This window comes from Escherichia sp. KCJ4928, from assembly GCF_004352695.1.
Taxonomy (GTDB): Bacteria; Pseudomonadota; Gammaproteobacteria; order Enterobacterales; family Enterobacteriaceae; genus ECMA0423.
On sequence record NZ_SJWV01000034.1, the window covers coordinates 1 to 19,701 of the forward strand.

The 19,701-nt window shown below is 51.9% G+C and carries 13 protein-coding genes; 4 read left to right on the forward strand and 9 right to left on the reverse strand.

Going from position 1 to position 19,701, the window contains the following annotated elements:
- Nucleotides 1-39 precede the first annotated feature (39 nt).
- Nucleotides 40-1,188, reverse strand: a complete 1,149-nt coding sequence (locus E0D98_RS07685) for an MFS transporter (protein ID WP_000109295.1) — start codon at nt 1,186-1,188, stop codon at nt 40-42.
- 314 nt (nt 1,189-1,502) lie between these two features.
- Here E0D98_RS07685 and ycaC point away from each other — a divergent pair, with 314 nt between their 5' ends.
- On the forward strand, nt 1,503-2,129 hold the full coding sequence (ycaC, locus tag E0D98_RS07690) for an isochorismate family cysteine hydrolase YcaC (RefSeq protein WP_000165876.1): 627 nt from the start codon (nt 1,503-1,505) through the stop codon (nt 2,127-2,129).
- Between the two features lie 35 nt (nt 2,130-2,164).
- On the opposite strand, the gene dmsC is transcribed toward ycaC, so the two are convergent.
- The 8 genes from dmsC to lrp all read right to left on the reverse strand — a co-directional run bounded on the left by dmsC (nt 2,165) and on the right by lrp (nt 14,555).
- Entirely contained in the window at nt 2,165-3,028 is an 864-nt protein-coding gene (gene dmsC / locus E0D98_RS07695) for a dimethyl sulfoxide reductase anchor subunit DmsC (protein ID WP_000534635.1), read from the reverse strand.
- A 1-nt stretch (nt 3,029) separates the two neighbouring features.
- Nucleotides 3,030-3,647, reverse strand: a complete 618-nt coding sequence (dmsB, locus tag E0D98_RS07700; RefSeq protein ID WP_000213098.1) for a dimethylsulfoxide reductase iron-sulfur subunit DmsB — start codon at nt 3,645-3,647, stop codon at nt 3,030-3,032.
- 10 nt (nt 3,648-3,657) lie between these two features.
- Nucleotides 3,658-6,102, reverse strand: coding sequence for a dimethylsulfoxide reductase subunit A (gene dmsA / locus E0D98_RS07705; protein WP_000850317.1), 2,445 nt, complete (start codon nt 6,100-6,102; stop codon nt 3,658-3,660).
- A 238-nt stretch (nt 6,103-6,340) separates the two neighbouring features.
- Nucleotides 6,341-7,633, reverse strand: coding sequence for a serine--tRNA ligase (gene serS / locus E0D98_RS07710; protein WP_000886683.1), 1,293 nt, complete (start codon nt 7,631-7,633; stop codon nt 6,341-6,343).
- 90 nt (nt 7,634-7,723) lie between these two features.
- Nucleotides 7,724-9,067 carry a replication-associated recombination protein RarA gene (gene rarA / locus E0D98_RS07715; protein WP_050877183.1) on the reverse strand — a complete coding sequence of 448 codons (1,344 nt, stop codon included), beginning with the start codon at nt 9,065-9,067 and terminating at the stop codon, nt 7,724-7,726.
- Nucleotides 9,068-9,077: 10 nt separating this feature from the next.
- Nucleotides 9,078-9,689, reverse strand: a complete 612-nt coding sequence (lolA, locus tag E0D98_RS07720) for an outer membrane lipoprotein chaperone LolA (protein ID WP_001295343.1) — start codon at nt 9,687-9,689, stop codon at nt 9,078-9,080.
- A 154-nt stretch (nt 9,690-9,843) separates the two neighbouring features.
- Complete coding sequence (gene ftsK / locus E0D98_RS07725) at nt 9,844-13,926, reverse strand: DNA translocase FtsK (protein WP_047089277.1); 4,083 nt, start codon at nt 13,924-13,926, stop codon at nt 9,844-9,846.
- Between the two features lie 134 nt (nt 13,927-14,060).
- The gene (lrp, locus tag E0D98_RS07730; RefSeq protein WP_000228473.1) at nt 14,061-14,555 is read right to left on the reverse strand and encodes a leucine-responsive transcriptional regulator Lrp; all 495 of its coding nucleotides are present in this window, start codon (nt 14,553-14,555) and stop codon (nt 14,061-14,063) included.
- A gap of 544 nt (nt 14,556-15,099) precedes the next feature.
- Between lrp and trxB the strand changes: the two genes are divergently transcribed.
- The 3 genes from trxB (at nt 15,100) to cydC (ending at nt 19,676) form a co-directional block, all read left to right on the forward strand.
- Complete coding sequence (trxB, locus tag E0D98_RS07735; RefSeq protein ID WP_000537418.1) at nt 15,100-16,065, forward strand: thioredoxin-disulfide reductase; 966 nt, start codon at nt 15,100-15,102, stop codon at nt 16,063-16,065.
- Nucleotides 16,066-16,187: 122 nt separating this feature from the next.
- Nucleotides 16,188-17,954 (forward strand): cysteine/glutathione ABC transporter permease/ATP-binding protein CydD, encoded by a 1,767-nt coding sequence (gene cydD, locus E0D98_RS07740; protein WP_001043620.1) that lies wholly within the window; start codon nt 16,188-16,190, stop codon nt 17,952-17,954.
- Complete coding sequence (gene cydC, locus E0D98_RS07745) at nt 17,955-19,676, forward strand: cysteine/glutathione ABC transporter ATP-binding protein/permease CydC (RefSeq protein WP_001202189.1); 1,722 nt, start codon at nt 17,955-17,957, stop codon at nt 19,674-19,676.
- Nucleotides 19,677-19,701 lie beyond the last annotated feature (25 nt).

Sequence of the window (19,701 nt, forward strand, 5' to 3'; positions counted from 1 at the left end):
GAGTGTGAAACAGTAAGTTCACACTCTGCTTGAATTCATTTACACGTGAGCAACGGGTTTCGGCGTATGACCGGCGTTGCGCAGCAGCATCAGCAAATAGATAAACGATACGCTGGCGATCATGATAAACAATAAATTATCGGAGAAATTCTGCATTAGCATAGCGGTAAATGACGGGCCAAGCAGACTTCCCACAGTATAACTCAACAGTAAGGCCTGGTTCATCGCCACCAGTTGATGATGTTCAACTTTCTCGCAAGCCCATGCCATCGCCACCGGATATAGCGTAAAGCCAGCGGCACCGAGGATGAATAACGCTGGGGCCATCGCCGCCTGGCTAAGCATCGCGATACTGCCGAGAATGACGACAAAGACCTGAACACGCAACACCAGCAGTCGACCAAACTTATCCGCCAGACGTCCAATCGGCCATTGTCCAAGGATACCCGCACTGACCAGTACCGCCATCCAGAAACCAATGCTGGCATTGCTCACCCCTTTGTGATTGAGGTACAGCGGCATCAGGCCATATAGAGATCCCAGAACGATTCCTGAGATAATGCAGCCATTCACGCCAAGCCGCGCCTGACGGAGTTTTAGCATTGACGTAATTGACGTCGAATCATGGTTTTCAGCCTGCTGATTCAGCACACGCGTAAACAACAGCGGTAAGATCCCTGCCAACGTCAAACCTGTAACCCACGGCAATACGGACATCAGCTCGGTTGAAACTTTGCTGACCAGTAACTGGCCTAAAAACGTTCCCACGTAATAAACCATCATATACGCAGCAAGCAAACGCCCACGGTTACGTGACGTCCCACTGCACATCAGCGCGCTCTCAACAACCACCCAAATCATGGCACAGCCGACGCCCGCGACAAAACGCCAAGCCAACCAGCTCCAGAATCCAATCATCAGGCCAAGGCCGGCACAGCCAGCGGCAAAAATGAAGGAGGCCAGATAATAGCTGCGGTTAAAGCCAATGCGCTTAATGACATACCCTGTCAGCAATGTACCGACAAGGTTGCCGGTAAAATAGGATGAGCTGACAACGCCTACCTGCCATGTGGACATGTGTTCCTGGGCGAGCCAAAGCGGCACGAGTGTATTTAACACCGCGATCGCCAGAGTCAACAAAAGCAGGCCAGACAGCAAAAGCATGACAGGCCGGGTATACGTGGACATGAATTAAAACCGTGAGGAAGTTCAAATTTCATGCGCATCATGCCACCGCCAAAAACATTGTCAATGGGTGAAAATACGCGCATATCGCAGCGGCGGTATTATCGATTTATATTACTCATTCATAACGCTAATGCTGAAGAGATGATTAATCTCATCTGATTGTTTTTATTGATCTAACACAAATTTCATACGCTTCGTTCAGTCGAAAAATTTCATGGTCACAGCAAACTCATATTTCCCGTCTATGCTTTCAGAGCAATGCATCACGTCTGACCGATTTCAGACGTACCACTGACTCTCGAAAGGAGAAGAGGATGACCAAACCGTATGTTCGTCTTGATAAAAATGATGCTGCCGTTTTGCTTGTTGATCATCAGGCTGGTTTACTTTCCCTTGTACGGGATATCGAACCCGATAAGTTTAAAAATAACGTGCTGGCGCTGGGTGACCTGGCTAAGTATTTCAACTTACCTACTATTCTTACCACCAGTTTTGAAACCGGTCCTAACGGTCCATTAGTTCCAGAACTGAAAGCACAATTCCCCGATGCACCTTACATTGCTCGCCCGGGAAATATTAACGCCTGGGATAACGAAGATTTTGTAAAAGCAGTCAAAGCGACAGGTAAAAAACAGTTAATTATTGCCGGTGTGGTAACCGAAGTTTGCGTGGCATTCCCGGCGCTTTCAGCCATTGAAGAAGGGTTTGATGTCTTTGTTGTGACTGACGCGTCAGGGACCTTTAATGAAATTACCCGGCATTCGGCATGGGATCGCATGTCGCAAGCAGGTGCGCAATTGATGACATGGTTCGGCGTGGCGTGCGAGCTGCACCGTGACTGGCGTAATGATATTGAAGGACTGGCGACGTTGTTCTCTAACCATATTCCTGATTATCGTAATTTGATGACCAGTTATGACACGTTAACGAAGCAGAAATAAAAGAGAACCGGGGCCGAAACCCCGGTTGTTACTGATTAGCTTGCGACGGCCATCCCCACGGTCATATGCAAACCATAGAATACGCCGCGACCGATTAATTCCCCTGCCAGAAGCAGAATGAATGAGACGGATAGTAGCGGAACCGCAGGCTGATAACCTTTTAGCTGTGGTGCAATCCACAAGCACAGGGCAACGGCCAAAAGCACGATCCGCCAGGACATCAGCGCACCATAGTCCGGCACCAGCGCTGCGGCCTGCTGCACAGAACTATGAATAGTTGCCAGCTCTGTGCCCTGCATCACTGACATCACGCCACTCACCACCAGTGCCAGTACAGAAATGGCTGGCAGCAGACGCATCGCCCAGCCATCGACGCCAGCCAGACTCAACAACAGGTAACCCAGTAACGGGCCGCCCATAAACATCGTCAGGAAGAAGCCCATCGGCGTCCAGATGCTGTACCAGGTCGGAACGGTATCAATGCTGTTATACACACGCACCATCATCCAGACAAAGATGACGCCAAGAACCATCGTCACTATCAGCCACAGCGTACGCAATGCCGGTGACAGCTTTTTCAGCATTGCCAGCAACCAGCCGATGCCGCCTACGGCAAAAAAGATCGAACCGCTGGCGATTTCGTTACTGAGTGCTGAAGCCCCTACCCGGTTGAGCGAGTTAAAAGCGCGCATTGGTGAACCAAGATGGAGCATAGAGGCGATAAAGCCAATGCCCATCAGCACCCATAAACCAAACATGCAGGCGATAACACGCTGCTGGGCTTCTGCTCGCAGGTCGCCTTTGAGCAGCGCCAAAGCCAGAACGATAAAACCACCTGCTACACATTGCCCGAAGACCGTGAAGATCATCAGCGGCCATTCATGCCATCCACTTCCCATCTCACACCTCCTTCGGGTTTGCCAGATAGCCAGTGGTATCCCCGGTCGGGCGGCTATTGGCATTGGGTTTGATCACAATATTCGGTTTGGTAAAGTGAGCTCGCGGCAACGGCGCAACGGCCGCCAGATCGCCATGTTTTTTACGCAGCTCGTCGATAGGGCCGAAATCCAGCGCCCGCAGCGGACAAGATTCAACACAGATCGGCTTTTTACCCTCCGCAACACGGTCATAACAACCATCGCATTTGGTCATATGGCCTTTCGTTTCGTTATATTGCGGTGCGCCATACGGGCAAGCCATATGGCAGTAGCGGCAGCCAATGCACACATCTTCATCGACCACAACAAAACCATCTTCACGTTTATGCATCGCACCGCTCGGGCAGACTTTAGTACAAGCCGGATCTTCGCAGTGGTTACATGAAATCGACAGATAGTAGGCAAACACGTTCTGGTGCCAGACACCGTTATCTTCCTGCCAGTCGCCGCCAGCATATTCATAAATGCGGCGGAAGCTGACTTCTGGCGTCAAATCTTTGTAGTCTTTACAGGCCAGCTCGCAGGTTTTGCAACCGGTGCAACGGCTGGAATCAATAAAAAATCCATACTGGGTTGTCATCGGTTACTCCTTACACCTTTTCAACCTGAACAAGGTTTGTATGTGACGGATTCCCCTTAGCGAGAGGAGACGGACGTTGAGTGGTCAGTACGTTGATACAACCGCCCTTATCGACACGTTTTGTATCCGGGTCATACCAGGCACCTTCACCCAGTGCGACCACACCCGGCATCATTCGTGGCGTCACTTTCGCCTCAATATGAACCTCACCACGATCGTTAAAGATCCTGACTTTATCGCCGTTGTTGATACCGCGTTTTTGCGCATCAAGCGGGTTGATCCACATTTCCTGACGGCAAGCTGCTTTCAGCACATCAACGTTGCCGTAAGTTGAGTGAACGCGAGATTTATAGTGGAAACCCGTAAGCTGCAGCGGATACTGTTTGTTCAGCGGATCCTGATAACTTTCAAAGCCCGGCGTGTAGATCGGCAGTGGATCGATCACATCGCCTTCTGGCAATTCCCAGGTAGCGGCAATGTCAGCCAGCGCCTGCGAATAAATCTCAATTTTGCCCGATGGCGTAGTCAGTGGGTTTGCCTGCGGATCTTCACGGAAGGCTTTATAAGCAACGTGATGCCCTTGTGGGTCGCGCTTTTTAAAGATCCCCTGCTTGCGGAACTCTTCAAACGTTGGCAGTTCAGGAATCGCTTCCCGCGACTGGGCATACAGATGCCGCATCCACTCTTCCTGGGTACGGCCTTCAGTAAACTGTTGCTCAACGCCAAGACGTTTTGCCAGTTCGCTGGTCATTTCATAGATGGTCTTACATTCAAAGCGCGGTTTAATCACCTGATCGTTGAAAATCACGTAAGACATATTCCCGCAGGATGCATCCAGTGCAAAGTCCATCTGTTCGGAAGCGGTGCAGTCAGGCAGCAGGATGTCAGCATATTTCGCCGATGAGGTCATGTGGCAGTCGATAACCACAATCAGCTCGCACTTCTTATCATCCTGAAGGATTTCATGGGTACGGTTGATTTCAGAATGCTGGTTAATCAGGCAGTTACCGGCATAGTTCCAGATCATTTTGATCGGCACATCCAGCTTATCTTTCCCGCGTACACCATCACGCAGCGCCGTCATTTCCGGGCCACGTTCAATGGCATCGGTCCACATAAACATCGAAATGCTGGTCTGGATCGGGTTTTCCAAGGTCGGCATACGGACAAACGGTAAGCTGTATGAACCTTCACGCGCGCCGCTGTTGCCTCCGTTAATACCAACGTTACCGGTCAGAATCGCCAGCATCGAGATAGCACGGGTTGCGATTTCACCGTTAGCGTGACGCTGCGGGCCCCATCCCTGGCTGATAAACGCCGGTTTGGTACTGCCGATTTCACGAGCCAGTTTGATGATTTTGTCTGCCGGAACACCGGTGATTTGTGAGGCCCATTGCGGTGTTTTAGCCACGCCATCTGGCCCTTCACCCAGAATATAAGCTTTATAGTGGCCATTTTTCGGCGCACTGGCTGGCAGGGTTTTCTCATCGTAGCCAACGCAATATTTATCGAGGAATGCCTGATCCACCAGGTTTTCAGTGATCATGACGTACGCCAGACCGTTAACCAGTGCGGCATCTGTTCCCGGACGAATAGGGATCCACTCATCTTCGCGCCCGGCACCGGTGTCGGTATAGCGCGGATCGATGATGATCATGCGGGCATTAGATTTCTGGCGTGCCTGTTCAAGATAGTAAGTCACCCCACCGCCACTCATTCGCGTTTCGCCTGGGTTATTACCAAACAGCACTACCAATTTACTGTTTTCGATATCCGACGGGCTGTTACCATCTGCCCAGCCGCCGTAGGTATAGTTCAAACCTTCCGCAATTTGCGCAGAAGAGTAGTCACCGTAATGGTTAAGATAACCGCCGCAGCAGTTCATCAGGCGCGCGACCAGGGTATTTCCCGGCGGCCAGGAGCGGGTCATGGTGCCGCCCAGCGTACCGGTGCCATAGTTCAGATAGATAGACTCGTTGCCGTACTCTTTGATCAGGCGCTGCATATTGGTCGCGATGATGTCGTAGGCTTCTTCCCAGCTAATGCGCTCGAATTTGCCTTCACCGCGCGCCCCGACTCGTTTCATCGGATATTTCAGGCGGTCCGGATTGTAGACACGGCGACGCATGGAACGCCCACGCAGACAGGCGCGAACCTGGTGCAGGCCGTCGTAATTGTCATCGCCGGTATTGTCCGTTTCGACATATTTGATTTCACCGTCCACGACGTGCATACGTAGCGGGCAGCGACTACCACAGTTAACTGTACAGGCGCTCCAGATAACCTTTTCGTCTGATTTTGTTGGAATGGCGCTATCGACAGCGTGCGCAATCCGACTAAAAGGTAATGTTAATGCGCTGCTGGCCATTGCCAGGCCGCCGATCGCTGTCGTTTTTACCAAACCACGGCGACTCACCTCAGCAGCCAATACCGCATCAGGGATTTTCGTTTTCATAATGGCTCACTCAAGCTTGCTCACGATTGATTCCAGTAACAAACCGTATTGTGTAATTATTTCTATAGCAGTTCGCTATATAGGCTTGTATACATCGAATAATTTGAAAATCAAAGAGATAGGTAGATTTTCACTCGAAAGTAGTATTACGTGTAAGTGAGGAGTAATTATTGTTCGGTATCAAAGGGAGACAAAAAAAGCGCCCGCAGGCGCTTTTTAGATTCAGAAAAATTGGGTATTAGCCAATATATTCCAGTCCGTTCATATACGGACGCAGAACTTCTGGTACTTCAATACGACCATCAGCCTGCTGATAGTTTTCCATAACCGCAACCAGCGTACGACCAACAGCCAGACCAGAACCGTTCAGGGTATGAACCAGACGGGTTTTCTTGTCCGACTTGCTGCGACAACGTGCCTGCATACGACGTGCCTGGAAATCCCAAACGTTGGAGCAGGAAGAGATCTCACGGTAGGTGTTCTGTGCCGGGATCCATACTTCCAGGTCGTAAGTTTTGCAAGCGCCAAAGCCCATGTCGCCAGTGCAAAGGATGATTTTACGGTACGGCAGGCCCAGCAACTGCAGGACTTTTTCTGCATGACCAGTCATCTCTTCCAGCGCCGCCATTGAGTCTTCCGGGCGCACGATCTGCACCATTTCAACTTTGTCGAACTGGTGCATACGGATCAGACCACGGGTGTCACGACCATATGAACCGGCTTCAGAACGGAAGCATGGGGTGTGGGCGGTCATCTTAATTGGCAGATCATCTTCATCGATGATTTCACCGCGCACCAGGTTAGTCAGCGGAACTTCTGCCGTTGGGATCAGCGCATAGTTACTGGTGTCTGCTTCTTCTTCCAGCGGACGAGTATGGAACAGATCGCCAGCAAATTTCGGCAGCTGACCCGTACCGTACAGCGTGTCCTGGTTAACCAGGTACGGAACATAGTTCTCACTGTAGCCATGCTGTTCGGTATGCAGATCCAGCATAAACTGCGACAGTGCGCGGTGCATGCGAGCAATCTGCCCTTTCATTACCACAAAGCGGGAACCGGTCAGCTTAACTGCGGCTGCAAAGTCGAGGCCAGAGTGCATTTCACCCAGCGTCACATGGTCACGAACTTCAAAGTCAAACTCACGCGGGGTGCCCCAGCGGCTGACTTCGACGTTGTCATTTTCGTCTTTACCTACCGGCACTTCATCTGCAGGCAGGTTAGGGATGGTCAGCGCGATATCGCGAATTTCAGCCTGTAAAGCATCCAGCTCGGCTTTTGCTGCATCCAGCTCTTCGCCCAGTTTGTTCACTTCCAGACGTAAAGGCTCGATATCTTCCCCGCGCGCTTTCGCCTGGCCAATGGATTTCGATCGGGAGTTACGCTCCGCTTGCAGGTTTTCCGTTTTGACCTGCAATACTTTACGACGCTCTTCAAGAGCGCCCAGCTTATCTACATCCAGCTTAAAGCCCCGGCGTGCCAGTTTTTCAGCGACTGCGTCTGGCTCATTACGCAGCAGATTGGGATCGAGCATGCTTATCCTGTGCTTATCGAATTAAATGGGAGATGTGGCCACAGCCTGCGACCACAGGGATACAGTAACAACATTACCGCAACGATAACATTAACGGTAGCGTTTTATGGGGCTATTTTGATCCTGTTCAGCCAGCCAGGCGAGCTTTTCGCCAATCTTGCCTTCAAGGCCCCTGTTTGTCGGGAAATAATAGCGTGTTTGTGCTATTTCCGGCGGGAAGTAAACCTCACCGGCAGCATAAGCGTTTGCTTCATCATGAGCGTAACGATATTCCTGCCCGTAGCCCATTTCCTTCATTAATTTCGTCGGCGCATTACGCAAATGAACCGGCACGTCATAATCCGGACGTTCGCGAGCATCCGCCAGCGCGGCTTTAAACGCAGTGTAGACAGCGTTGCTTTTTGGCGCGCAGGCCAGGTAAACAATCGCCTGAGCAATGGCGCGTTCACCTTCCGCCGGGCCAACGCGAGTAAAGCAATCCCAGGCCGCAATTGCCACCTGCATCGCCCGTGGGTCGGCATTGCCGACATCTTCGGAAGCAATTGCCAGGCAACGACGCGCGACATATAACGGATCGCCACCGGCGGTAATAATTCGCGCATACCAGTAGAGCGCCGCATCGGGTGCGCTACCACGTACCGACTTATGCAGTGCGGAAATCAGATCGTAAAAGCGATCGCCTTTGTTATCAAAGCGGGCGCTACGTTCACCTGCGATTTCGGTCAGTAATTCAGGCTTCAGGACCCGCTTACCGCTATCATCGACTTCGGCCATATCCGCCATCATTTCCAGCGTATTTAACGCCCGGCGCGCGTCGCCATTCACCAGTTCAGCAATGGCGCGTCGTGTTTGATCTGGCAGAACAATATCCTGACCACCATAGCCACGGGTTTTGTCTTCCATCGCCTGAGTTAGTACTTGCTCAATATCCTCTGTACTCAGGGATTTCAATAGATAGACACGGGCACGGGAAAGCAGTGCCGAATTAAGCTCAAACGACGGGTTTTCAGTGGTTGCGCCAATAAAAGTGATGGTGCCGTCTTCAATATGTGGCAGAAATGCATCCTGCTGGCTTTTGTTGAAACGGTGAACTTCATCAACAAAAAGAATAGTGCGGCGACCTGCATTGCGATTTTGCCGGGCGCGCTCGATCGCCTCGCGAATTTCTTTCACGCCAGAGGTGACGGCAGAAATACGTTCCACATCAGCGTTCGCATAGCGGGCAATCACTTCAGCGAGGGTTGTTTTGCCGGTACCCGGTGGCCCCCAGAGGATCATAGAATGTAAATGCCCGGCTTCGATAGCGCGCGGCAACGGCTTCCCCGCAGCCAGCAAATGTTGCTGGCCGATATACTGTGCTAAATTTTCTGGCCGCATACGCGCGGCCAGAGGTTGAAAAGTATTATCCGAAAAATCGAGCGACAGATTGCTCACTCAGGTGCCTCTACTTACGTTGATCATCTACCGTGACGCCTTGCGGCGGGGTGAAGGTAAATTTCGCTGCATCCACAGCCCCATTTTGCTGGGATTTCAGTTGATAACTGCTGCGCTGATCGTCCTGCTCCACCGCGCTAAACTGATGGATTGTGCCATCACGTCCCACGTTAATGGTGAACTGCTTCAGATTGCCATTGCTGGCTTTCGGCGTCAGGACAAAGTCATCGCCATTCTGTTTGATATTGTACTGCTGCCAGTCGCTGGACTGGTTGCGGGCAATCAGCATAAACGGCGTATTACCGGTGGCATCTTTCAGCCAGGTTGCCGTAGCTTGCTCAACGAACGGGTTATAGAACCACAGTGTTTTACCGTCAGAAACCAGAATGCTTTCATCAGGTTGTGTCATATGCCAGTTGAATAAGTTTGGACGTTTCACCCACAGATCGCCCTGACCTTCCTGCACCGCCGCGCCGCTACCGTCAGTCACTTTTTGTGTGAAGCTGGCGTGGAAGCTGCTGACTTTATCCAGGCGGCTTTTCAGATCGCTTGCGGCATCAGCCCAAACGCTGCTTGCTACTAAGCTTGAGAGTAATGCACAGGTGATGGCAATTTTTTTCATCATTATTCCTCAAATTACGTCACTCCCGATCGGGAGTTCCCTCTACTCTCTATTCCAGGCTAATAATCAGCTTGAGGAAAGAAGAAAATACTGAATTTTCAGTTGATAGAGTGCCGGATGCGACGCTACCGCGCCTTATCCGGCAATGCATTAATTAGTCAAACGGCGGTGGGGCCAGCACTTCACGATTACCGTTGTGCCCCTGTTCGCTGACAATCCCCTGCGCTTCCATCTGTTCGATAATACGCGCTGCACGGTTATAACCAATGCGGAACTGACGCTGTACGCCAGAAATTGACGCTTTGCGTTTTTCAGTGACAAACTGCACCGCCTGATCGAACAACGGATCCAGTTCTTCAGCGCCATCGAAACCGCCCGCGCCACCTTCGCTTTCACTGTCGGAAGTGATGCCATCAACATACTGTGGGCGACCACGCGCTTTCCAGTCCTGCACCACGGCATGAACTTCCTGATCGCGAACAAAAGCACCATGGACACGTACCGGCAACGTGGAGTTCGGCCCAGAGTAGAGCATATCCCCCATCCCCAGCAGTGATTCCGCGCCAGCCTGATCAAGAATGGTACGTGAGTCAATCTTACTGGATACGGTAAAGGCGATACGGGTCGGAATATTCGCTTTAATCAGACCAGTAATAACATCAACCGATGGACGCTGAGTTGCCAGTACGAGGTGGATACCCGCGGCACGGGCTTTTTGCGCCAGACGTGCTATCAGCTCTTCCACTTTTTTACCTACCGTCATCATCAGGTCGGCAAATTCGTCAACCAACACCACAATGTATGGTTCTTTTTTCAGCACCGGATGCTGGGCATCCATACTGTCACCCGGCTTCCAGTACGGGTCTGGAATCGGACGCATCATGCGATCGGCTTCAGCAATTTTTTCGTTATAACCCGCCAGATTACGCACACCCAGCGCAGACATCAGTTTATACCGACGCTCCATCTCGTTAACACACCAGCGCAGCGCGTTGGCGGCATCTTTCATATCAGTAACGACTTCTGTTAACAGATGCGGAATGCCTTCATAAACCGAAAGCTCCAGCATTTTCGGGTCGATCATGATGAAACGCACATCTTCTGGCTGTGCTTTATAAAGCATGCTCAGGATCATCGCGTTCACACCGACAGATTTACCGGAACCGGTAGTCCCCGCAACCAACAAGTGCGGCATTTTCGCCAGATCGGCAACCACCGGCTCACCGGCGATATCTTTACCCAGCACCACGGTTAATGGCGACGGATTATCGCGGAATTTGGCGTTATCCAAAACTTCGCGCAGATAAACGGTTTGTCGTTTTTTATTTGGTAACTCCAGACCTACATAGGGTTTGCCAGGAATAACTTCAACGACACGCACCGCCACCGTCGAAAGTGAACGGGCAAGGTCCCGTGACAAGTTAGAAATGCGCGCCGCTTTTACGCCAGGAGCCAGGTTAAGTTCAAAGCGAGTGATAACCGGCCCCGGAGAGTAATTGACGACATCGGCTTTAATACGGAAATCAGCCAGACGCGCTTCCACCAGGCGAGCCATTTGTTCAAGCGCAAAGGTATCTACCGGCTCCACTTCGCTCGGCGGCGGTGTCAGCAAATCCAGAGAAGGCAGCGGCGTCGTCGGTTTATGCAACGGACGGCTGTCGCCATTACGCATCAACAGCGGATGAAGCAGGGTATCCTGCTGCTGCGGTGCAACCGGTTGTTGCGGCTGTTGATACTGCGGCTGCGGCGCAACTGGTTGTTGCGGCTGCTGATATTGCGGCTGTGGCGCAACCGGTTGTTGCGGCTGCTGATATTGTGGCTGCTGATACTGCGGCTGCGGCGCAACCGGCTGTTGCGGCTGCTGATATTGCTGCTGTGGCGGAACTGGTTGTTGCGGCTGCTGATACTGCTGCTGCGGTGCAACCGGTTGTTGCGGCTGCTGTACAGGTTCAACAATTGGCGTAAACAACGGTTCGTGTGGACCATCATCCAGCAACGCTTTCATTGGCGAAAATTCAAAATCATCCAGCGAGAACGGATTCGCCCCAGCCGGTTGTTCGCCGGAATAACGTTGTTGTTGAGTTTGCGCAAACTGACGAGCCAGTTCAGCCTCTGCCGCAGCATCTGCATCTTCTGCGTTTACGGGCACATCATGTTGATACTGTTCGCCATAGCGTTGCTGCTGTGTCTGGGCGAACTGACGTGCCAGTTCATCCTGCTGCATCGCATCGATTTCATCATCGTTATACTGATCGCCAGAATCATACTGATTGCGCTGGGCTTCACGGGCTTTCTCTTCCGCCGCACGCTGTGAGGGCAGCTTAATACCGTAAGACGCCAGTTCACGACGAGTTGGCACGCGGATACGTTTCGGTCGTGGCAACTGCGGGCCAATCCCCTCTTTGACTTGCGGACGCGGTCCACCGCTATTTGCCAGACTGAAGACTGGCGCGGCAACGGTTGCGGCAGCCCCCGTCGCCAGTGTCGCTTTTTTCACGCCAGATGCCAGCGGAGAAACAGCGGCAGCGGCTTCTACTGGAGGTACTGCTGCAACAGAAGGCGCTTTCAACGAAGATTTGATCGGTTCTGGTTCTTTAACCGGTTCTGGAATCGGTTGATACCAGGCCGCAAGTTGTTCACGTTCACGGGCTCGCTTCTCTTCCACTTCTTCAAAATAGTAAAGCGGCGGACGCGCGGGTTTTGTCTCTTCTACAACGGGTTCAGGCTCCACAACAGGCTGCTGTTCAACGGATTGCGGCTGTTGGTACAACGGCTCCTGAGCGGCTGGTTGCTGATAAGTTTGCTCAGTCTGGTATGTAGACTGTGGAGCAAAAGTGGATTGCTGCTCTTCGGCTTGCCAGGCGTTACCTGCCACCGGTTGTTCTGGCGCAGGGGCGTAATACGGCTGTTGTGCAGGCTGTTCCGGCGCAGTTGCGTAATACGGTTGCTGAACAGGTTGTTCCGCCGCAGGAGCGTAGTAAGGTTGTTGCGCAGGTTGTTCAGCTGCAGGTGCATAATACGGCTGCTGCGGCTGTACTGGTTGTTGCAGCGGCTCATTATATTGCACTGCAGGCTGCGCATATTGTGACTGCTGTGGGTAACCTTCCGGTGCAGGAGCAATAACCGGCTCTCCCGTTTGTGGACCCGGTACAGGCTGCCAGGCTACTGTAGGTTGCGAAGGTGGAACATCAACAGAGGCAACAGGCGGCGTCTGAGTCACAGGTTCAACCGGCGCAGCCCAGCTTTGTGTCGCCGTGGTAGCAGCAGCTGCTACAGCGACAGGTTCGGTAATTGGCGCACCGTTTAATAATGGATCGTATTCGTCATATTCTGGCTGCGTTGCACGATTGCCCGAAAATAGGACGTCGTCCGGGTCGGCAGCCACACCGCGTGCAGTGTAGATAATCTCTTCGTCATCATCCATCCGCTTACCGGAGAACAACGCAGCGTCTGTTTGCCGCCCCATCGGATTAATGAATTTTTCCGCCAACCGTTTACGACGCGCTAGCGCGCCGCGAAGAATACGGGCACGGCGCGATTCATGCTGTTTGCCGTGGTTTTCATCTTCATACTCTTCGTCATCTTCATATTCATCTTCATCGACCCAGGTATCATCGCGACGGGTACGATTACTGGCGAAGGTGAGAATGTTTAAAATCCAGCCGCCGAGTTTTTCAGCAATGGTCACCCATGACCAACCGGTGAACAGCGTCAGGCCCGCAGCCCAAACGCAGAGCAGCGCAATAGTTCCCCCGCTACTGTGTAGCAGTGGTTGTAGCGTAGTGCTTAGTAAGCTGCCAATGACGCCACCGGAGGCAAAATACCAGATATCGTCAGCGTTGATTGCCGCCAGACCACAGGAGGTAAGGATGAGCGCCAAAACGCCAATGATGCGTAGCGAAACGGCAAAATAATCAATGTATTCGTCACTGGACTGATGACGCCAGGCAAACCAACAACCGCCGACAATAATGACGGGAATGGTGTAAGCCATCACGCCAAAAATAAAGAACAGCGTATCTGCCAGCCACGCACCGGGCATCCCACCTAAATTATGGATAGGTTCATGCCAGGCCGTTTGCGACCAGCTGGGGTCCGAAGGGTTAAAGCTTAGTAAGGCAGCCATCAACCAGACGGCAAACAGGACAATAAGGATCAGCAACGCTTCCAGAAGGCGACGGCCGCTACTTAACTTTGTCAATGTGACTTCTTTGTCTTCAGTGTATTCCTGGCTCAAGAAAGGCTCTCCAGGTTACAGGCTTTTCCTGCCCGATGCTAAAACGGACAACAGTACCAGGTTACCCCAGTACTGTTGCTGTATGGATTAACAGGAGTGTAATCAAAATACGCCGATTTTGCACCTGTTCCGTGTTAGCGCGTCTTAATAACCAGACGATTACTCTGCTTGACTTCTTCCATAACAACGTATGTCCGTGTGTCATTGACGCCAGGCAGACGCAGCAGGGTTTCCCCCAGCAACTTACGGTAAGCTGACATATCCGGCACGCGTGTTTTCAACAGGTAGTCGAAATCACCAGATACTAAATGACACTCCTGAATTTCTTCAAGTTTTTGTACAGCGGTATTGAATTGTTCAAACACATCCGGTGCGCCACGATTCAGAGTAATCTCAACGAATACCAGAAGTGATGCATCCAGATAATGGGGGTTAAGCAGCGCCGTATAGCCCTGAATAAACCCTTGTCTTTCCAGCCGACGCACACGCTCAAGGCACGGCGTTGGGGAAAGTCCCACACGTTTAGAAAGCTCGACGTTAGAAATACGCCCATCCTTTTGCAACTCATTAAGAATGTTACGATCGATACGGTCGAGATCTTTGCCAGGGCGCTTCTTGCTATCTACCATTATTATTGTCTCTCTGTATTCCTTCCCTACTCCTGTCTGACCCTGAAACATCACTGTTCAGAGTCGCTACCCGTCACGATAGACCGAAATCATGAAGATTCACGGCGCGCAATGCCTGGGTCTACGGTGAGAAGACCGTTGCCTTGTGGCAGCTATCGACATCACGAATGGCGTCTGTCCACGCCATACGTAGATTTCACTAGCACGGTAAACATGGTATTTACATGCATGGTTATGCGCATATAAGAATACTGTTTTTTTTCTTCCTCGAATGTTTTCGCAAAACACCAGGGGATTGTCAAAGCAAAACATCGATTTTTAGTACAACATGCCAGATATTCATTAACAGGGGCGTTTATTCATCATTTAATCGGCTTATAAAGCGGGAAATTTAAGTAGCAGAGGTGATAATGACGGGAGAATTTGACCTGCTTATCGATGCTGCCGATTGCACAAATTGTTAACAAAATCGTCATACTCTTTTTTTACGTCTGTAAATTCCCTACAATCCTGCCCATTGTCTGCCAACAACTATGGGGATCTCATGGGCACGACCAAACACAGTAAACTGCTTATCCTGGGTTCAGGCCCGGCGGGATACACCGCTGCTGTCTACGCGGCGCGCGCCAACCTGCAACCTGTGCTGATTACCGGCATGGAAAAAGGCGGCCAACTGACCACCACCACGGAAGTGGAAAACTGGCCTGGCGATCCAAACGATCTGACCGGTCCGTTATTAATGGAGCGCATGCACGAACATGCCACCAAGTTTGAAACTGAGATCATTTTTGATCATATCAACAAGGTGGATCTGCAAAACCGTCCGTTCCGTCTGAATGGCGATAACGGCGAATACACTTGCGACGCGCTGATTATTGCCACCGGAGCTTCTGCACGCTATCTCGGCCTGCCCTCTGAAGAAGCCTTTAAAGGCCGTGGGGTTTCTGCTTGTGCAACCTGCGACGGTTTCTTCTATCGCAACCAGAAAGTTGCGGTCATCGGCGGCGGCAATACCGCGGTTGAAGAGGCGCTGTATCTGTCTAACATCGCTTCGGAAGTGCATCTGATTCACCGCCGTGACGGTTTCCGCGCGGAAAAAATCCTTATTAAGCGTCTGATGGATAAAGTGGAGAACGGCAACATCATTCTGCACACCAACCGTACGCTGGAAGAAGTGACCGGCGATCAAATGGGTGTCACTGGCGTTCGTCTGCGCGATACGCAAAACAGCGATAACATCGAGTCACTCGACGTTGCTGGTCTGTTTGTTGCTATCGGTCACAGCCCGAATACTGCCATTTTCGAAGGGCAGCTGGAACTGGAAAACGGCTACATCAAAGTGCAGTCGGGTATTCATGGTAATGCCACCCAGACCAGCATCCCTGGCGTCTTTGCCGCGGGTGACGTGATGGATCATATTTATCGTCAGGCCATTACTTCGGCCGGTACAGGCTGCATGGCAGCACTTGATGCGGAACGCTACCTCGATGGTTTAGCTGACGCAAAATAATTTTACAAATCAGTAACAAAAGTAAAGAAGGCGACACCATGCGACTATGGGTCGCCTTTATTTTTTCCCCGTTGTAACATTGCTCTGCAAATAATTCTGATAACTCACCTGCTAAGCGTGCAATGAATAAATCCCGTCAAAAAGAGTTAACCCGCTGGTTAAAACAGCAAAGCGTCATCTCCCAACGTTGGCTGAATATTTCTCGTCTGCTGGGCTTTGTAAGCGGCATATTGATCATTGCCCAGGCCTGGTTCATGGCGCGAATTCTGCAACATATGATTATGGAGAATATTCCCCGTGAAGCCCTGCTGCTTCCCTTTACGTTACTGGTTCTGACCTTTGTACTGCGCGCATGGGTGGTCTGGTTACGCGAACGGGTGGGTTATCACGCCGGGCAGCATATCCGCTTTGCCATCCGCCGTCAGGTTCTCGACCGTCTGCAACAAGCAGGGCCAGCGTGGATTCAGGGTAAACCTGCGGGGAGCTGGGCGACGTTGGTACTCGAGCAAATTGACGATATGCATGATTACTATGCACGCTACCTGCCGCAAATGGCGCTGGCAGTGTCGGTGCCGTTGCTGATTGTGGTGGCGATCTTCCCCTCTAACTGGGCTGCGGCGCTCATTCTGCTGGGCACAGCACCGTTAATTCCGTTGTTTATGGCGCTGGTTGGGATGGGGGCTGCCGATGCTAACCGGCGTAACTTTCTCGCTCTTGCTCGCTTAAGTGGGCATTTCCTCGATCGCCTGCGCGGCATGGAAACATTGCGTATTTTTGGTCGTGGTGAAGCTGAAATTGAAAGTATTCGTTCTGCTTCGGAAGATTTCCGCCAACGGACAATGGAAGTGCTACGGCTGGCGTTTTTATCCTCCGGCATTCTCGAATTTTTTACCTCGCTGTCAATTGCTCTGGTGGCGGTCTACTTTGGTTTTTCCTATCTCGGCGAGCTGGATTTTGGTCACTACGATACCGGTGTGACGCTGGCTGCGGGTTTTCTGGCCCTGATCCTTGCGCCAGAGTTTTTCCAGCCATTGCGCGATCTCGGTACGTTTTATCATGCTAAAGCCCAGGCTGTTGGTGCAGCTGACAGTCTGAAAACGTTTATGGAAACCCCGCTCGCCCATCCGCAGCGTGGCGAGGTGGAATTAGCATCGACCGATCCGGTGACCATTGAGGCCGAGGATCTGTTTATCACGTCGCCGGAAGGTAAAACGCTGGCCGGACCGCTGAACTTTACTTTGCCAGCAGGCCAACGTGCAGTGTTGGTTGGTCGCAGCGGTTCAGGTAAAAGCTCACTGCTGAACGCGCTTTCTGGTTTTCTCTCATATCAGGGATCATTACGAATCAACGGGATAGAATTACGCGATTTATCACCAGAATCATGGCGTAAACATCTCTCCTGGGTTGGGCAAAACCCACAATTACCGGCAGCAACATTGCGGGATAACGTACTACTGGCGCGACCTGATGCCAGCGAACAAGAATTACAAGCAGCGCTGGATAACGCCTGGGTCAGCGAGTTTCTACCGCTCCTGCCACAAGGCGTTGATACACCTGTTGGCGACCAGGCTGCCCGCCTTTCCGTGGGGCAGGCGCAGCGCGTGGCGGTGGCCCGTGCGTTACTAAATCCCTGTTCGCTATTACTGTTGGATGAACCCGCTGCCAGCCTTGATGCTCACAGTGAACAGCGCGTAATGGAGGCGCTGAATGCCGCCTCTCTGCGCCAGACAACGTTAATGGTCACCCACCAGTTAGAAGATCTTGCTGAGTGGGATGTCATTTGGGTTATGCAGGATGGCCGGATTATTGAGCAAGGACGTTACGCGGAATTAAGTGTGGCTGGTGGCCCATTCGCCACATTACTGGCCCATCGTCAGGAGGAGATTTAAATGCGCGCTTTGCTACCCTATCTGGCACTGTATAAACGTCATAAATGGATGTTAAGTCTTGGTATCGTGCTGGCAATTGTCACGCTGCTCGCCAGTATCGGTCTGTTGACACTTTCCGGCTGGTTCCTCTCGGCCTCAGCGGTTGCGGGGGTTGCCGGACTGTACAGCTTCAACTATATGCTACCCGCTGCGGGCGTGCGTGGCGCAGCAATCACCCGTACTGCCGGGCGTTATTTTGAACGTCTGGTAAGTCACGACGCGACTTTCCGCGTGTTGCAGCATCTGCGCATTTACACCTTCAGCAAATTGCTGCCCCTCTCCCCTGCCGGACTGGCGCGCTATCGTCAGGGCGAATTGCTCAATCGCGTGGTGGCGGATGTTGATACGCTCGATCATCTTTATCTGCGCGTTATCTCGCCGCTGGTGGGCGCTTTTGTGGTGATTATGGTGGTGACAATCGGGTTAAGTTTCCTTGATTTCACCCTCGCCTTTACGCTGGGCGGCATTATGTTACTGACGCTTTTCCTGATGCCACCGCTGTTTTATCGTGCGGGAAAAAGCACCGGGCAAAATCTGACTCATCTTCGCGGGCAGTATCGCCAACAACTGACGGCCTGGCTGCAAGGGCAAGCTGAGCTGACCATTTTTGGTGCCAGCGATCGTTATCGCACGCAACTAGAGAATACAGAAATTCAATGGCTGGAAGCGCAACGCCGTCAATCTGAACTGACCGCATTGTCGCAAGCGATAATGCTACTCATTGGCGCGTTAGCGGTGATCCTGATGCTGTGGATGGCGTCTGGCGGCGTTGGCGGCAATGCTCAACCCGGCGCGTTAATTGCCCTGTTTGTCTTCTGCGCGTTAGCCGCGTTTGAAGCACTGGCACCAGTAACGGGTGCATTTCAGCATCTGGGGCAAGTCATTGCCTCTGCCGTTCGGATCACTGATTTAACGGATCAAAAACCGGAAGTCACCTTCCCTGATACCCAAACTCGTGTTGCCGATCGCGTTTCGCTGACATTACGGGATGTTCAGTTCACTTATCCGGAGCAATCCCAACAGGCACTTAAAGGGATTTCTCTTCAGGTAAACGCCGGGGAACATATTGCGATTCTCGGGCGAACCGGATGCGGCAAATCAACACTGTTACAACTGCTGACCCGCGCTTGGGACCCGCAACAGGGCGAGATTTTGCTTAACGATAGCCCCATAGCCAGCCTGAATGAAGCGGCTCTACGACAGACCATCAGCGTTGTTCCTCAGCGAGTGCATCTGTTTAGCGCCACGCTGCGTGATAATCTGTTACTCGCCTCGCCTGGCAGTAGTGATGAGGCTCTGTCGGAGATCTTGCGTCGCGTTGGTCTGGAGAAGCTGCTCGAGGATGCAGGTCTCAACAGTTGGTTAGGTGAAGGCGGACGCCAGCTCTCCGGTGGTGAACTGCGCCGTCTGGCTATCGCCCGTGCGCTGTTACATGATGCGCCACTGGTGTTGCTGGATGAACCTACCGAAGGCTTAGATGCCACAACCGAAAGCCAGATCCTTGAATTGCTTGCAGAAATGATGCGTGAGAAAACGGTGTTAATGGTCACCCATCGACTTCGCGGACTCTCTCGTTTCCAACAAATAATAGTGATGGACAACGGGCAAATTATTGAGCAAGGTACTCACGCAGAGCTGCTTGCCAGACAGGGGCGTTATTACCAGTTCAAGCAGGGTTTGTAAGCTATTATTGAACGATCCGACTTGC

What these genes read in the sequence shown, in the direction of transcription:
- dmsC (WP_000534635.1), bottom strand. Translation starts at nt 3,028, where the DNA reads ATGGGAAGTGGATGGCATGAATGGCCGCTGATGATCTTCACGGTCTTC.
- dmsA (WP_000850317.1), bottom strand. Translation starts at nt 6,102, where the DNA reads ATGAAAACGAAAATCCCTGATGCGGTATTGGCTGCTGAGGTGAGTCGC.
- ycaC (WP_000165876.1), top strand. Translation starts at nt 1,503, where the DNA reads ATGACCAAACCGTATGTTCGTCTTGATAAAAATGATGCTGCCGTTTTG.
- serS (WP_000886683.1), bottom strand. Translation starts at nt 7,633, where the DNA reads ATGCTCGATCCCAATCTGCTGCGTAATGAGCCAGACGCAGTCGCTGAA.
- trxB (WP_000537418.1), top strand. Translation starts at nt 15,100, where the DNA reads ATGGGCACGACCAAACACAGTAAACTGCTTATCCTGGGTTCAGGCCCG.
- cydC (WP_001202189.1), top strand. Translation starts at nt 17,955, where the DNA reads ATGCGCGCTTTGCTACCCTATCTGGCACTGTATAAACGTCATAAATGG.
- lolA (WP_001295343.1), bottom strand. Translation starts at nt 9,689, where the DNA reads ATGAAAAAAATTGCCATCACCTGTGCATTACTCTCAAGCTTAGTAGCA.
- E0D98_RS07685 (WP_000109295.1), bottom strand. Translation starts at nt 1,188, where the DNA reads ATGTCCACGTATACCCGGCCTGTCATGCTTTTGCTGTCTGGCCTGCTT.
- lrp (WP_000228473.1), bottom strand. Translation starts at nt 14,555, where the DNA reads ATGGTAGATAGCAAGAAGCGCCCTGGCAAAGATCTCGACCGTATCGAT.
- cydD (WP_001043620.1), top strand. Translation starts at nt 16,188, where the DNA reads ATGAATAAATCCCGTCAAAAAGAGTTAACCCGCTGGTTAAAACAGCAA.
- dmsB (WP_000213098.1), bottom strand. Translation starts at nt 3,647, where the DNA reads ATGACAACCCAGTATGGATTTTTTATTGATTCCAGCCGTTGCACCGGT.